19 protein-coding genes are annotated in these 15,276 nt (G+C 42.4%); 10 read left to right on the top strand and 9 right to left on the bottom strand.

Features of this window, described 5'->3' with window-relative positions:
* Positions 1-137: 137 nt before the first annotated feature.
* From atpE to WKT11_RS16215, 10 genes are all read left to right on the top strand, one after another.
* Positions 138-416, top strand: coding sequence for an ATP synthase F0 subunit C (atpE, locus tag WKT11_RS16260; protein WP_117674865.1), 279 nt, complete (start codon positions 138-140; stop codon positions 414-416).
* 113 nt (positions 417-529) lie between these two features.
* Positions 530-1,033: a F0F1 ATP synthase subunit B gene (atpF, locus tag WKT11_RS16255; protein WP_117675022.1), complete on the top strand. Its 504-nt coding sequence runs from the start codon at positions 530-532 to the stop codon at positions 1,031-1,033.
* Positions 1,030-1,569 carry an ATP synthase F1 subunit delta gene (gene atpH, locus WKT11_RS16250; protein ID WP_117844375.1) on the top strand — a complete coding sequence of 180 codons (540 nt, stop codon included), beginning with the start codon at positions 1,030-1,032 and terminating at the stop codon, positions 1,567-1,569. The genes atpF and atpH overlap by 4 nt, the downstream gene beginning before the upstream one ends.
* A 110-nt stretch (positions 1,570-1,679) precedes the next feature.
* Positions 1,680-3,209, top strand: coding sequence for a F0F1 ATP synthase subunit alpha (atpA, locus tag WKT11_RS16245; protein WP_117674863.1), 1,530 nt, complete (start codon positions 1,680-1,682; stop codon positions 3,207-3,209).
* Positions 3,210-3,229: 20 nt separating this feature from the next.
* Complete coding sequence (atpG, locus tag WKT11_RS16240; protein WP_118137918.1) at positions 3,230-4,087, top strand: ATP synthase F1 subunit gamma; 858 nt, start codon at positions 3,230-3,232, stop codon at positions 4,085-4,087.
* Between the two features lie 86 nt (positions 4,088-4,173).
* Positions 4,174-5,568 (top strand): F0F1 ATP synthase subunit beta, encoded by a 1,395-nt coding sequence (gene atpD / locus WKT11_RS16235; protein WP_008704959.1) that lies wholly within the window; start codon positions 4,174-4,176, stop codon positions 5,566-5,568.
* A 15-nt stretch (positions 5,569-5,583) separates the two neighbouring features.
* Positions 5,584-5,985 carry an ATP synthase F1 subunit epsilon gene (atpC, locus tag WKT11_RS16230; protein WP_117674861.1) on the top strand — a complete coding sequence of 134 codons (402 nt, stop codon included), beginning with the start codon at positions 5,584-5,586 and terminating at the stop codon, positions 5,983-5,985.
* 602 nt (positions 5,986-6,587) lie between these two features.
* Positions 6,588-7,403, top strand: a complete 816-nt coding sequence (locus tag WKT11_RS16225) for an alpha/beta fold hydrolase (RefSeq protein WP_118137917.1) — start codon at positions 6,588-6,590, stop codon at positions 7,401-7,403.
* Between the two features lie 56 nt (positions 7,404-7,459).
* Positions 7,460-8,062: a Type 1 glutamine amidotransferase-like domain-containing protein gene (locus WKT11_RS16220; RefSeq protein ID WP_055271744.1), complete on the top strand. Its 603-nt coding sequence runs from the start codon at positions 7,460-7,462 to the stop codon at positions 8,060-8,062.
* A gap of 302 nt (positions 8,063-8,364) precedes the next feature.
* Positions 8,365-8,601 carry a DUF6061 family protein gene (locus WKT11_RS16215; protein ID WP_012744332.1) on the top strand — a complete coding sequence of 79 codons (237 nt, stop codon included), beginning with the start codon at positions 8,365-8,367 and terminating at the stop codon, positions 8,599-8,601.
* Between the two features lie 118 nt (positions 8,602-8,719).
* Here WKT11_RS16215 and WKT11_RS16210 read toward each other — a convergent pair whose 3' ends face one another.
* The 9 genes from WKT11_RS16210 to WKT11_RS16170 all read right to left on the bottom strand — a co-directional run bounded on the left by WKT11_RS16210 (position 8,720) and on the right by WKT11_RS16170 (position 15,149).
* Complete coding sequence (locus WKT11_RS16210; protein WP_016304801.1) at positions 8,720-9,355, bottom strand: HAD family hydrolase; 636 nt, start codon at positions 9,353-9,355, stop codon at positions 8,720-8,722.
* On the bottom strand, positions 9,345-9,947 hold the full coding sequence (locus WKT11_RS16205) for a sugar O-acetyltransferase (RefSeq protein WP_118591864.1): 603 nt from the start codon (positions 9,945-9,947) through the stop codon (positions 9,345-9,347). Before WKT11_RS16205 ends, WKT11_RS16210 begins: the two co-directional genes overlap by 11 nt.
* 11 nt (positions 9,948-9,958) lie before the next feature.
* The gene (locus WKT11_RS16200; protein ID WP_019162948.1) at positions 9,959-10,558 is read right to left on the bottom strand and encodes an HDOD domain-containing protein; all 600 of its coding nucleotides are present in this window, start codon (positions 10,556-10,558) and stop codon (positions 9,959-9,961) included.
* 76 nt (positions 10,559-10,634) lie between these two features.
* Positions 10,635-10,874, bottom strand: a complete 240-nt coding sequence (locus WKT11_RS16195; protein ID WP_242986725.1) for a hypothetical protein — start codon at positions 10,872-10,874, stop codon at positions 10,635-10,637.
* An 88-nt stretch (positions 10,875-10,962) separates the two neighbouring features.
* Positions 10,963-11,874 (bottom strand): AraC family transcriptional regulator, encoded by a 912-nt coding sequence (locus tag WKT11_RS16190; RefSeq protein ID WP_016304806.1) that lies wholly within the window; start codon positions 11,872-11,874, stop codon positions 10,963-10,965.
* Positions 11,875-12,097: 223 nt separating this feature from the next.
* Positions 12,098-12,802 (bottom strand): DUF6040 family protein, encoded by a 705-nt coding sequence (locus WKT11_RS16185; RefSeq protein WP_118138153.1) that lies wholly within the window; start codon positions 12,800-12,802, stop codon positions 12,098-12,100.
* Positions 12,786-14,507: a MobA/MobL family protein gene (locus tag WKT11_RS16180; protein WP_279217403.1), complete on the bottom strand. Its 1,722-nt coding sequence runs from the start codon at positions 14,505-14,507 to the stop codon at positions 12,786-12,788. Before WKT11_RS16180 ends, WKT11_RS16185 begins: the two co-directional genes overlap by 17 nt.
* On the bottom strand, positions 14,464-14,835 hold the full coding sequence (locus WKT11_RS16175) for a hypothetical protein (RefSeq protein ID WP_117674855.1): 372 nt from the start codon (positions 14,833-14,835) through the stop codon (positions 14,464-14,466). The genes WKT11_RS16180 and WKT11_RS16175 overlap by 44 nt, the downstream gene beginning before the upstream one ends.
* Positions 14,835-15,149 (bottom strand): hypothetical protein, encoded by a 315-nt coding sequence (locus WKT11_RS16170; RefSeq protein WP_008394181.1) that lies wholly within the window; start codon positions 15,147-15,149, stop codon positions 14,835-14,837. Before WKT11_RS16170 ends, WKT11_RS16175 begins: the two co-directional genes overlap by 1 nt.
* Positions 15,150-15,276: the final 127 nt, after the last annotated feature.

Below are 15,276 nucleotides of genomic sequence, written 5' to 3'. Positions count from 1 at the left end.
GCAGAATAATTATAACCATATCATTGTTGGAAATGAATTGATAACAGTGGTAATCGAAAAACAGCTGAAATATAACAGATGAGATGAAAGATAGCAGGGGAAAAGCTGCAAAATATTTCTAACAGGAGGGTTTTACTATGGATTTTCAGTTACTGGCAAAAGGTATCGCATTAGCAGGTTGTGCAATTGGAGCAGGATGTTCACTGATCGCAGGTATCGGCCCTGGTATTGGTGAAGGTAATGCAGTAGCTAAGGCACTGGAAGCAATCGGACGTCAGCCTGAGTGCAAAGGCGATGTTACTTCTACTATGCTTCTTGGATGTGCAATCGCAGAGACAACCGGTATCTACGGTTTCGTAACCGGTCTGTTACTTATCTTCGTTGCACCTGGTATGTTCATGAACTTCCTGAGCTGATAAGAAAGCGCAGATGCCGGATATGACAGATGAGAGGCATCTGATTGGAACTTGTGGAGATTTCCGGCAACAGCTGGATGAATCCGCATAAGTATAGACAGGAGGTTACAAACATGCAGGTACAGGAATTAGTTGGAATTGTGCCGTGGAATTTTATAGCGACGATTTGCAACCTTTTTATTCAGGTATATCTGATCAAACGTTTCCTCTTCAAGCCGATCAACGAGATGCTGGACAAGCGTAAGGCGAAAGCAGATGCTGAGATTCAGGATGCGGTGAAGGCAAAAGAAGAAGCCCAGGCAATGAAAGAAGAATATGAGAAGAATATGCAGGAAGCTAAGAATAAAGCAAACGACATTGTGATGACAGCTCAGAAAACAGCTGCGATCCAGAGTGAAGAGATGATTAAAGAAGCTTCCAGTCAGGTAACTGCCATGAAAGAAAAGGCAGAGAAAGACATTGCCCAGGAGAAACGTAAAGCAGTCAACGAGATCAAAGAAGAGATTGGCGGTATGGCTGTTGAGATTGCCGGAAAAGTGATCGAGCGCGAAATTAATGAAGAAGATCATACAAAACTGATTGATGAGTTTATTGAGAATGTAGGTGAGGCATCATGACAAAAACTGCCAGAGTGTACGGCGGCAGCCTGTATGACCTTGCCGCTGAGGAGAAACTCGATGGACAGATCATGGAGCAGATGATCGCGGTCAGACAGATTTTTCGAGAAAATCCGGGATATCTGAAATTGCTGGGAGAACCGGCAATTCCTGAGGAAGAGAGACTTAAGATGATTGAAGAGGCTTTCGGAGGACAGGCAGAGAGGTATCTTGTGAATTTCCTGAAGCTGTTGTGCGAACGTAAGATTCTGAGAGAATTTGCCGGATGCTGCGAAGAGTTCATCAGACGCTATAACAATGCACATGGAATCGCAGAAGCAGTGGTGACAAGTGCAGTGAAGCTCAGTGAAACTCAGATGGAGGCTCTGAAAGCGAAGCTTGAGAAGATAAGCGGAAAACAGGTGTATCTGGTACAGAAAACAGATACATCCGTAATCGCCGGACTTCGCGTGGAACTGGAAGGCGTGCAGCTTGACGGTACAGTGCAGAGTCGTATTTCCGGTATTTCAAAGAAACTGAATGAAATGGTAATGTGAGAAGATATCAGGATTGCAGGTTAAGAAGTCTTTTCGTGCGGACACGAATGATTTTAGTATGCTGGTCCTGGAATCGAAAATAAAAGAATATAAAAGGATGGAATGGAAACATGCAATTAAAACCTGAGGAAATCTCCAAGGTCATCCGAAGCCAGATAAAATATTACGAAAATGCCATTCAACAGAACGAGACAGGTACGATCCTTATGGTCGGTGATGGAATCGCCAGAGCCAGCGGACTGGTAAATTGTATGTCAGGAGAGCTTCTGGAATTTGAGGACGGAAGTTTCGGTATGGCACAGAACCTGGAGGAGAACAGTGTCTCCATCGTAATCTTTGGTTCAGATGAGAACATTGGTGAGGGTCAGACCGTAAAGCGTACAGGCAAGGTCGTGTCTGTACCGGTAGGCGACGCCATGGTTGGACGTGTTGTAAATGCACTGGGACAGCCAATTGACGGAGCAGGCCCTATTGATACAAAAGAATTCCGGCCGATTGAGAGTAAGGCACCTGGAATCTGTGAGAGAAGGTCTGTATATCAGCCTCTCCAGACAGGTATCAAAGCCATCGACTCCATGATCCCTATAGGACGTGGACAGCGAGAACTGATCATCGGTGACCGTCAGACCGGTAAAACTACAATTGCCACAGATACCATTATTAACCAGAAGGGGAAAGATGTGATCTGTATCTATGTAGCCATCGGACAGAAACGTTCCACAGTAGCTACATTAGTAGAGAACCTGACAAGAAATGGCGCGATGGATTACACCATCGTCGTAGCTGCTACAGCATCTGAGTCAAGCCCGCTGCAGTATATCGCACCGTATTCCGGCTGTGCAATGGGCGAGTACTTTATGAATAAGGGAAAAGACGTGCTGATCATTTATGATGATCTGAGTAAGCATGCGGTTGCATATCGTGCACTTTCCCTGCTGATTCGTCGTCCACCTGGACGTGAAGCTTACCCGGGTGATGTTTTCTATCTGCATTCCAGACTTCTGGAACGTGCAGCGAAGCTGGATGATGAACATGGCGGCGGCTCCATGACAGCACTGCCGATCATTGAGACACAGGCAGGTGATGTATCTGCCTATATTCCTACTAACGTTATTTCTATTACAGACGGACAGATCTTCCTGGAGACAGAGTTATTCCATTCAGGAATCATGCCTGCTGTAAACCCGGGTATCTCCGTATCACGAGTTGGTGGTGATGCGCAGATCAAGGCAATGAAGAAGGTAGCAGGAACACTGAAACTGATTTATTCCCAGTACCGTGAGCTGCAGAGCTTCGCACAGTTTGGTTCTGATCTGGATGCTGATACGAAGGCGCGTCTGGAACAGGGTGCACGTATCGTGGAAGTTCTGAAACAGAACCAGAATGCACCGGTTCCTGTAGAGAAACAGGTTGCGATTCTTTATGCGGTTACCAAGGGTGTTCTGGAAGCAGTTAAAGTTGAAGATGTAAGTGTATATGAATCAGGATTATATACGTATCTGGATACAGATGCAGCAGGCGTGGAAGTGATGCAGGAAATCCGCACAACAGGTAAACTGGAGCAGGAAACAGAACAGAAACTTCGCAGTGTGCTGGATGCGTACACAGAGAATTTCCTGAATACAAGACCTGAGAAATAAAGTGATTAGGAGGGTATCGTATGGCTTCGAATATGAAAGCGGTAAAGCTGCGTATCAAGAGTGTACAGAGTACCATGCAGATTACCAAGGCCATGGAGCTTGTAGCATCCTCCAAACTGCGTAAGGCAAAGGAACGTGCAGAGGTATGCCGTCCGTACTTTATAGAACTTCATGAGACATTGAAAGAGATTGCAAGAGAGAATACAGATTTCTCATCTGTTTATGCGAAAGAGTCCTCCAATAATAAAACCTGCTATGTAGTGATCGCGGGTGACAGAGGACTGGCAGGCGGATACAATGCAAATCTTTTCAAGTGTCTGGAGGCTTCGGCAGAAGGTAAGGACTACATGGTTCTGCCGGTTGGAAAGAAAGCAGTGGAATATTTCCGTCAGAGAGGGGTTGAAGCTCTGACAGAACAGTTTGCAGAGGCAGGAAGTATTTCTGTAGCGGACTGTTTTGAGATGGCAAATATGCTCTGCACGGAATTTCGCAAAGGAACCTTTGGCCATATTGAATTATGCTATACTGTCTTTAATTCCATGCTTTCCCAGCAGCCGGAGGTATTTTCCATGCTTCCTATGACTGATATCAGAGAGGAAAGCGGTGGTAAGATAGAGACGAAGAATCTGATTCTCTATGAACCGGATGGAGAGACAGTATTTGATGCCATTGTTCCGGAATATCTGGCAGGACTGGTTTATGGTGGTATCTGCGAAAGTACCGCAAGTGAACTGGCAGCCAGACGTATGGCTATGGACGCAGCCACAAGTAATGCGGAAGAGATGATTGATCAGCTCAACCTTTATTACAACAGAGCGCGTCAGGCAAGCATCACGCAGGAAATCACGGAGATTGTTGCAGGTGCGGAAGGTCTTTAAAATCTAAATATAATGAGCTGTCCGATAACTGCCAAGAGGTACCGGACAGCTAAGATATAATTTCCAATAGATAGGAGATTACAAACATGAGTGAAAAACACATTGGCGAGGTAGTGCAGGTTATTGGTCCGGTACTGGATATCCGCTTTGCGCACGATGAGCTGCCACCTCTTCTCAATGCCATAGAGATTGATAATGATGGCGCAAAGCTGGTTGCCGAGGTTGCACAGCAGGTTGGTGATGATGTGGTAAGATGTATTGCCATGAATTCTACTGACGGTCTGGTGCGCGGTGCCAAAGCTCTGGATACAGGCGGTCCAATTTCCGTTCCTGTAGGTGAGGAATGCCTGGGACGAGTATTTAACCTTCTGGGTGACCCGGTAGATAATCTTCCGGCACCGGAGGCAAAGGAACGCTGGTCTATCCATCGTCAGGCTCCTTCTTATGAAGAACAGATGCCTGCAACAGAGATCTTGGAGACAGGAATCAAGGTCGTTGACCTGATCTGCCCTTATGCAAAGGGTGGTAAGATTGGTCTTTTCGGTGGTGCTGGTGTAGGAAAAACAGTTCTGATCATGGAGCTGATCCACAACGTAGCAACTGCTCACGGCGGACTTTCCGTATTTACAGGTGTAGGAGAGCGTACGCGTGAAGGAAATGACCTTTATAATGAAATGAAAGAAAGTGGAGTTATCGATAAAACTGCTCTGGTTTATGGTCAGATGAATGAGCCGCCTGGAGCACGTATGAGAGTCGGACTTTCCGGACTTACAATGGCGGAATACTTCCGTGATGAGAAGAACCAGGATGTGCTCCTCTTTATTGACAATATTTTCCGTTTTACACAGGCAGGTTCCGAGGTGTCTGCGCTTCTGGGACGTATGCCTTCAGCCGTAGGTTATCAGCCTACACTGGCAACTGAAATGGGTAATCTGCAGGAACGAATTACTTCCACAAGAAAGGGTTCCATCACATCTGTACAGGCTGTATATGTGCCTGCCGATGACCTGACTGACCCGGCTCCTGCAACTACATTCTCACATCTGGATGCAACAACTGTACTTTCCCGTGAGATCTCCAGCCAGGGTATTTATCCGGCCGTTGATCCTCTGGATTCCACAAGTCGTATCCTTTCTCCTGAAATCGTAGGAACAGAGCATTATGAGATTGCCAGATCAGTGCAGAGGGTTCTTCAGCGTTACAAAGAGCTTCAGGACATCATTGCCATCATGGGTATGGATGAGTTGTCAGAGGAAGATAAACGTACTGTAAGCCGTGCACGTAAGGTTCAGAGATTTCTGTCACAGAGTTTCTCTGTAGCAGAACAGTTTACAGGTATGCCTGGCAAATATGTTCCGCTGAAGGAGACACTGAGAGGATTCAGGATGATCCTGAACGGTGAGTGTGATGACATTCCTGAGAGTTATTTCCTGTTTGTGGGAACCATCGATGAAGTGTTTGAAAAAGCCAAGAATCAGTAAAGGGGGAAATGTCCTATGAGTACTTTCCCGTTGAGAATCGGAACACCGGACGGACTGCTCTTTGAAGGTAATGTGGAGCGTGTGATCTGCAGAACTGTCAGCGGTGATCTGGCTATCCTTGCCAGACACTGTAATTACTGTACTGCCCTTGGAATGGGCGAAGCAAGTGTGGTAATGGAAGACGGCAGCAGACGGACCGCAGCCTGTATTGGCGGAATGCTTTCTGTTATGAACGGAAAGTGCCGTGTCCTTGCAACTACCTGGGAGTGGAAAGAGGATATTGATGAGCAGCGTGCACAGGAAGCTAAGAAAAGAGCGGAGGAGATGATCGCAAAAGGTGGTTTGACTGATCATGATTATAAGATTGTGGAGGCTAAGCTGCAGAGGGCGTTGGTGCGTTTGAGTGTGAAGAGTTGAGAAAATAGGAGTTATTGAAAGACTGACAGGAAATCCGGGAGGGGAGACTGTCGGTCTTTTTTTGCTTGTAATATGGTTTTTTGGGGGGGATATAGTGGGAAGAATCTGAGGGAGGGATTTGAAGGAGGGACGCATAGAAAAATAATTTATTTCATGTGCGGTTTCGGACATTAAGATATTCTAAGCTGCTAAAAATCTGCTAAAGGCATGAGAAAAATGCCACAAACTCGCTTCGCTCAGACAGTGTGTCATTTTTCTCATAACGCAGATTTTGACCAGCTAAGAATATCTAAATATCCTGCAAATGCACATGAAATAAATTATTTTTCTATGCTGGTGGTTGGCTCTTTCAAATACACTTTAAGCGAAGCAGGTAAGTCCCCTGCGGAGGTCGCGAAAAACAATAAGCAGTGAGTGGGGACTTGCTTGTATCAGGTGTAGTAAGTTTGAAGTGACTTGACTAAGTAAATTAAAATGGAAATAGGGCTGATAGTGTGATATGATTTGAATGGCAAAAGATATTTTAATATAAAAAATCAATATGAAAATAGTTAAAGTTTTTCAGTTTGTGTAGCTGAGAAAAATGAGCGGAGGTGTATTTGTTGAAGGAAAGTACATATCAAACACCTTGTGGAAAGATTCATTATTGGTCAAGTATTCTGAGTTTGGATACAACGACGCTTATATTTCTTCCAGGGCTGACTGCTGATCATAGATTGTTTGATAAGCAGGTTGAGTACTTCGAAGGAAAATATAATATTATTGTATGGGATGCACCGGCTCATGCATCCTCCTGGCCGTTCCGGTTTGATTTTGACCTGTTTGATAAGGCAAAATGGCTGAATGGGATTCTTGAAAAAGAAGAAATCATAAAACCAATTATAATAGGTCAATCAATGGGAGGATATGTAGGACAGGCTTATGCACAATTGTATCCCGCTCAGCTGGCAGGTTTTATTTCCATTGATTCTGCACCATTGCAGAGAAACTATGTGACTGCAGTGGAAATCTGGCTTCTAAAAAGAATGGAACCAATATATGCACATTATCCATGGAAGTTGCTTTTGAAATCCGGAACTGAGGGAGTTGCAACTTCCAGTTATGGCAGAAACCTGATGCGGGAAATGATGCTGGTCTATGATGGTAATCAGCATCGTTATGCACAAATTGCCGGGAATGGATTTCGTATTCTGGCAGAGGCAATGGAAAAGGATCTGCCATATGAAATCAAATGTCCTTCCTTGTTAATATGTGGCACAAAGGATCATGCTGGCTCATGTATAAGGTATAATAGAGCATGGCATCAAAAAACGAAAATTCCTTTAAAATGGATTGAAGGAGCCGGCCATAATTCTAATACAGATAAACCGGAGATGATAAATAGTTTGATAGAAGAATTCCTTTCAAATATTTTATGACAGGCAACTCAAAGTCATTTGAATTGAAAAATCGAAATTTATAAAGGAGAATATTGATGAAATTATTTTTATGTTCGCACTTTTCAAGTGTAGGAAGTCTGATAAAGGAAGAAATTGAAAATAAGAAAGTCGCATTTATTCCAACAGCTTCACTGCGTGAAGGCTACACCGGTTATGTCGGCTCGGCTCGAAAATTATTCAAAAAGTTGGGAGCAATCGTAACTGAAATTGATATTTCAACGGAGGCTTATTCAACGATACAGTCTGTTTTTGAAGAAGCAGATGTGATATATTTTACTGGCGGAAATTCTTTCTTTCTTATGGACCAGCTCCGTAAAACGGGAACTGATGGGCTACTGAAAAAGGAATTGGCAAATGGAAAATTGATGATCGGCGAGTCGGCAGGCGCAATTATATGCGCTCCAAGCATCCAATATATCGAGCAAATGGATGAAAAGCCAGAGGACTACTCACAAGAAGATGATGCAGGGCTTGATTTGATTGATTTCTATGTTCTTCCGCATTATCTTACAGCACCATTTAAGAAAGTTACCGAGAAAATAATGACTGAGTTTTCGGATTTGAATCTATGCCCGATTAACAACCGTCAGGGAATTGTAATTGATGGTGAAGGTTCAAAGGTTATTTGCAAAGACTAATTTGAAAATTCCAGTTGATATTCCACTTATTTTAGGAAATTTAATAACTATTATATTTGATTATCAAATTCTTCGCAAACCCTTGAAAACACTAAGTTTGTAGCAAGTGTACTTTCCCTTACTCTTTCCCTTGTGTTACATTCTCCCATTAGCTTTCATGAACCTTAATATGGGAAAAATTAAGGGAAAGAAAATTTCATAACACAGTATAACATATAACAATAACAACATGGTGAACTGATTGAAATGTTTTCGATATTTAACTCTATAACTGATTATTAAAAAAATGGAGATAAGATACGATGAGAACAATATTTGCAGAATACAATCCACACAGAAACAGCATTGATGTTTATACCAATGCCGGTTATATGCTCCGCATTGACTGTTGGGAAGCTGAGAAGAACTTAAAAACCACTCCTGGATCAGACTGCGCATTAAATACACTTGCTATTGATGAGCCACTTGAATATGCACGATTATATCTTGATGGTAATATGCAAATGTGGGTAGATGCAGAAGATTCTTTGGAATTGTAAACCACAAGTAGCCTGTATGCTTTATTTTACATACAGGCTACTTAATCAAAATCACCATAATTGATCAAGCAAGTTTTTTTAATATACCTCGGAGTCATTTTCGTTCGATCTTTCATCGCTAATAAAATTTCTCTGAAGTGATAGCAGATAACAGATTGGCAGGTTTTTCTAAAAAATAATCTGCTTTTATGTGCTTATTATGACTGCCCCATACTGCTAAAGCAAAATCAATTCCCGCATTTTCCGCACATTTACTGTCATATTTGCTATCTCCGATATAAAGTACTTTCCTATGGTCTGTTTTTGATAATTCCACATATTTCAAAATCGGTGCGGCATTGGGTTTATGTTCCTGTGTATCGTCTGCACATATGATTGTTTTGAAATAATGACTGATACCAAACGGACAAAAATCATGTGTAAATTCTTCCCTTGTCTTTGATGTGACAATCCCCATTTCATAATCCAGACTTAGAAGATTTTTCAATAATTCAACGATTCCGTCAAATACTTTAATGTTATTTGTATAGTTACGCATATTTTTATCCCATAATTCTATCGCATAGGAAGTGTCTTTTATCGCAAGTTTTTTCAAAGCGTCTGTTCCTGTAATCCCTAACGCAAATCTTAGTTCAGAACATGGTATCTCTCTCCCGGACAATCCCTTTATAGTTTCCTGTAAAGAATGTAATACAGCATATTCCGTATCAATCAGAGTGCCGTCAATGTCAAAAACGATATGCTTATACTTCATGATGCCACCTTTCCCTGTCTGTATCAAAATAACGTATCACCCTGCATGGATTTCCTACTGCAACACAATTAGGCGGGATAGGGCGGGTAACTACACTTCCAGCCCCTATCACGCTGTTTTTTCCTATAGTGACTCCGGGCAGAAGAATACAGCCGCCGCCAATCCAGACATTACTTTCTATTTCTATCGGACGTGCATAGGTTCTAAAAAATGTTGTCTGACGTTCCCTCCAATCCGGCACAAACCTTTCCTGTGGTAAGACAGGGTGTGAAGATGTATAAATCTGCACATTTGACGCAATCAATACCCTGTCGCCAATTCGGATAGTTTTGTTATCCACAAAGGTACAATTCATATTGACGATCACATCATTTCCCAAAAAAATATTTTTTCCATAGTCGCAATGAAAAGGCGTGTCGATTGCCACATTTTCCCCTATTCCGCCCAACAGCTCCCGAAGAATGGAAGTGCGTTTTTCTGTATCTCTATAATCAGAAAAATAATATTTCCGTGTTAATTCCCTTGTGCGGGCAATCTGCTTTAACGTATCGCTGTCCGCTGTTTCCAAAAAATCACTGGATTCGTAATACACAATATCCCCCCTTAACGAAAACTGTTTTCCATAACGCCCGGAAGCAGGGCATAGATAGAACAGCCAATCTGATCCTCAAACCGTTCTTTAATCTCTAAAATCTTTTTCCATCTGTCTATTGTCGCTGGGTGAACGCCGTATCGCATTGTCACGTCTACAAATCTCTTTTCCAAAAGACAGAACCCCGAAGGCATAGCCAATGCGTCACATAACTGTACAAGACGGTCATAATCATCATATACCGCATTTGCAACAAATTCTTTCATAAACAGGTAATCCTCATCACTGACATCAAACTCTCCGATAGATGTGGCAATATCCTGTATCATAAATGCGTGGGATATACATATTTGTGCGGCTTTTCCCCACCCACGCTCCATACAGTAACGATAGCCGTCTATCAGATGCCTTTCCGAACTCACTCCGGCATAACGTCCAATATCGTGTAACAGCCCGAAAATATACGCCTGTTCAGAAGATAAATCTTTACAGTGTGACGCAATGTTTTTACAGGCTTCGGCTACATACCGGGAATGTTCTGCCCATGCTCCCGGATTGGATTCTGCCGCTTCCCTTAATGCCAGTTCTGCGGTCTGAATGTTCAACTCCATTTTTAACTCCTTTCAAAAGGGCGGGGCTGGAAGATAAACTGTCCAGCCCCTTTATGATGAAATATTTACAGATAAATCAGCAATCCCCGGCATAGTACGAAACAATGTTCATATAGTCCGTTGGATTCGGAACTTCTAAAACAAGCCGCAAACAGTTTTTGTTTTGGGAGTATTGCCGCCACAAACTGCCCTGTATCTTTTCTTCCCCATCGATGTTTTGTTTTTTACCATCCGGGCAGAGCATATTTACTTTGCCGGAACAGCTATTGACCGTATCTAAAAAATTTTTCATGTTCAGAATGTTCAGTTTTACCACTTTGCACTCACCTCCTGTAAATGACGGATTTACTTTACAGGTATCATTATAATGCAAAAGGAATAGAAAAAATATTTCTTTTCTGCCCTTATCTATCACTATTCTGCCATTTTCTCCGATATTCTGTGGGTGAACAATGTGTGTATTCTCGAAAAACCTTTCCAAAATAACTGCTACTCCCCAAACCGCACTCATGGCTGATAACGGTAACTGCTTCCTGCCCCTTTGCTAGCATCTGACAGGCTGCTTGCAGACGGTAAGCCTTTATATACTCTACGGGTGTCATGTGCAGACAGTCATGGAACACTCTATAACACTCCCTTTCGCTTAGGTATGCTGCTGCCGCAAGTTCCGGGATAGAGATTTTCTCTCTGTAATGTTCGTGAATATATATCATCATCAGCTTTATTTTATCGTTGCTTTTATTATGTTCCCCCTTTTTTTCACGCATAGGACGGGATAGTTCAAAAAGCATGAGCCATATTTCTGTTAGGGTTTCCCGCAGTTTTATTTCATATCCAAATTCATCACTGGATAAACGAAATGAAGCGGCAAGCAGTTTCAAAATCCTTTCTTCTTCTGCATTGCCTGGAAAAAGCGGAATTACCTCAATCTGTGGGGCTGTTATGATAGGCGCAATATATTTTTGTTCAATCCTGCTTCCCTGTTCCCCGGCAAGTAGGGAAACATCGAAAATATGAAGTAGCTGTATATTCTTTTCTTTCTGCGATATTGCTTTTGTCATATGGAGTACATTGGAATTTACTATGCCGCCGCTTCCAGCCGGAAACAACAGTTTTCCTCCCGGCGTATCATATTCAATGCTACCACTTTCCATATAAAAAAGTTCCACTGTCTTGTGCCAGTGCCACGGTACATAATGTCCGATATACTTGTCAAGTTCTGCCCTTGAAGCGATATAGGGAAAATCTTTTTCAAAACCGGGAAGCAGTTCTTCCTTGCTTCCAGTATAAAATTCAATGCTATGGATATTTTTCATGTCTGTTCACCTGCACATCTGCGATTTTGTATCTGCTTTATGGATTAAATATACTAGAATAGCTCGGTAATTGTCAATCAATCAAAACAGATTCATTTGGAAGATTATAAAAAATAGTGTTAAAAATCAAAGAACAGTTTTCACAGACTCTAAAAATCTGGATAACTAAAAATAAGTATATTTGTTTTGTGAAAAACAGGCAGTTTTACCTGCCCATTTTACTTTAAAAATATCCTCGTTTTTCTCGCCAGTTTTTCACATAACATCGGATTCCGATATAAACCGCATGTACCAGAAGTAGCAACATAATGAGGTTTATCGGAATAATTGATTTTATCCATTTTCTGAAATAGATTATGATAGCTGTACTCATTATCACCACCATGATGCTGATAATATCCCAGCAATATTTCCGGTAGATTTTCCCCACCTGATAGCCAGTCCCGATTATCAGCAATCCCGTTATGATAAATAAAATTCCCATAACAATACTTACAATCAGCCAGTACACAATCCCTGAAATGATACTATTTGAGATTCCACTGCTTAACTGTCCGAAAGAATCTGCACCTGCAACAAATTTTTGAAACAGGCTTAAGATTCCTTTAGCAAACATACTGAAAAAGCTAATACAGTCACTAAAGAAAACTGGAGAAAGGATAGCAGTGAATAGTGTAATGGCTATACTGTACCATGCCAGCAGAAACAGGATACTTTCATAACCAGCCGTCATATTTTTATATTTTTTCTCTAACTGAATTTTACGGTTATCGCATTTTTCTTTTGCTTTTTGGTAAGCAGTGCGGTCACAGTTATCGCATTTCTCATAGGGCACTTTTTTCTCAACAGCTACCTCTGTTGTCTTTTGGTGTGTCTGTGCATAGCGTTTTGCCTGTTCCGCTTTTTCATACCTAAATTTCCATGCCACGACTTCTGCGTCGGCTCTTTTCCTGCTGTCTGTCTCGTTGGCTAATTGTTCTTCTATTTTCCTTAATCTTGTCCGCAATGCTTCGATATTCTCGACTCTGTTTTCGCTGTTCAATTTCTCGTTCAAGGTCAGCAATCTGTTTAGCTGCCTGTTCAGTTCCATAATCATCTGGTCTTTCTGATCCAGTTCGTCCTGCATCTGTTCTGTCATCTGTAGAAGTTCTTCCACTTGACCGACGTTCTCTAAGTTTACGCATTCTCGCATCTATATCCCTCACTTTCTCTATCTGCTGTTTAAGGTCAGTAATTCTCTGCTCTGTTTCAGCAATAAGCTGTTCTCGTTGTTCAGCTTCTGCGTTAATTCCTGCCATTGCTGATTCTCGGTTTCCAACTGTTCGATTCTGTTTTTCTGCTGTTCGATCTGGGAAAGCAGTTCTTCTGTATCTGGCAAAAGATTCAGCAGTCCGGATAACTCGCTGTTTAATATCTGCAAACTCTGGTTCTGCTCCTGAAAGGACAGAAGCTGTCTGTCTTTTTCCTGTAATTCCTGTACCATCTCTGCCATAAGGTTCTGCTGTTCCTCGATCTGGTTTATCATTGATTCCATCATGGGAATGACTTCCCGGCTTTCTTCTAATGTCATTTAATCGCTCCTTCCATAATGATAATGCACCTGATACTTTTCCAAAGGTGTCCAGTATCTTTTGCAATAACGTGTTTTGCTGTTTTATGATTTGATTTTCCGCTACTTTCCACGAACCTTTTATTTCCTGCCCGGCAAGAAATTTTTGTTCAATCTTTCTTGCGTCAGCACCTTCATGGATGGTAGGAATCTGGAGTTTTCCCTGTTTTTCATAAGAACGGTGATCAACCTGATTATGCAAAGGAAGATGTTCATTACACACCTTTGCCCACTCACTCCGCCACAGCTCACAATTTTTGGGATTGTTCCATCCAGTAGCATCGGTCAGCACCCGTTTCCATTGCAGGCGGTTTCTTGCACCAATCTTCTGGATTCCGTTTTCGTCTAATACAGGGATACGGATTCCATGACGGTCAGGGTTTTTCTTATCCTGCCACCAGTCCGGGTGGGATTCGTCAATCACGATATTTCCGCTTTTATCTCTGACAAAATCCCAATCCTTGACTTCTTTCTTTCCCCAAGAATGGTCCGGGTTAAAAGGTCGCATCGTCAGAAGCAGGTGGACATGGGGGGTGCCATCCCCTTTGTCGTGGATACTCCAATCAGCACACATTCCCTTATCCACAAATGTTTTTTGGATATAGTCGGATGTATATTGAATCTGTTCCTGTCTGCTCCATTCTTTTGGGAGGGCAAATTCAAATGACCTGCCAAGTTGGGCATCCGCACTTTTTTCAATCTTCAATACCTCATTCCATAATCTTTGTTTCTGAAATGTGATTTTGAATTTTTCTAAAGCAGCTTCTTTATCTTCTGACCTTTTGTAGCGGACAGATTTTTGAAAGCGTTTTATATTTTCTTCTGGTACTATCTGCCATTCAGGAGGTGCGTTTTCACACATCATCAGACTGGTGTAGACCACTTCTTTTTTAGAAGTGTAATAACTGATTCTCCCGGTTTCCTCGTTTTTCATCACATCCCCATTGAGATATGCGGAAGCGGAGATAACAGATTTCCCTTTACTTCGTCCGACTATTTTGATTGTGTAATGAAAAATCGCCATATCTGGATTCCTCCTTTCTGCACATCCGGTATAGATTTCCGGCAACATTGCTTTCGATTTTAGAAAAAGCAGCATTGCCAGAACGCCCTCTGCGTAAGAGTGCCCTGCGCATAGCAGCCTGCATGGAATGCGCCTCTCTGGCGAAGAGTGCCTCCTGTGGCATGAGCAGGTCTGGCTGAAAGCCCCGCCGACGGAACGAGCCCGGCAAGCGTGAGCGCAGACCGGTTGCCACTTGTGGCAAACTTATTGGGACGACCTCTGGTTGTCCATAAGTGCGCCTTTCATGAAAAAGCAATGAAGGGAATGAAAAACTCATCCCATCCGCCATTACACTTCCTCCATATCGGTATTTGTTTCTTTCTGCATTGCCTTTGAGAAAAATTTCCCATTGGCTTCCTGCTTTTTCAGAAAACCAATCAGCTTTGGGATGTCTTCCTCCTCAATAGTCGCACCAAGAACGGATTCCACCGCACCGCCAACCTGACAGAGCCTATGGGTTCGTTTTTTACTTTCTTCGGCTTTCTTTCGTTTTAGAAGTTCTTTCTTCTGTGCTGCATATCGTTTTGCTTTTTCAAGGCTTTCCTGTTCCTTCTTTTCCATTTCAAGCATTCGTTCTTCATAACTTTTTGTTGATTTTGCCATTCTTACATTCTCCTTTCCTTCACAAACATAAGTTCTCGGTTGCGTATCAGAAGAAGCACATGGTATAATCTTCTTGCGTGTAGGTATATCATGGCTTCGGTCTGATAGAACCTTTGGCGGTTTCTTC

It is taken from the genome of Blautia sp. HCN-1074, from assembly GCF_037890165.1.
Taxonomy (GTDB): domain Bacteria; phylum Bacillota; class Clostridia; order Lachnospirales; family Lachnospiraceae; genus Blautia_A.
The sequence above is the reverse complement of the archived record's forward strand: the minus strand, read 5'-3'. Positions and strand labels throughout refer to the sequence as shown.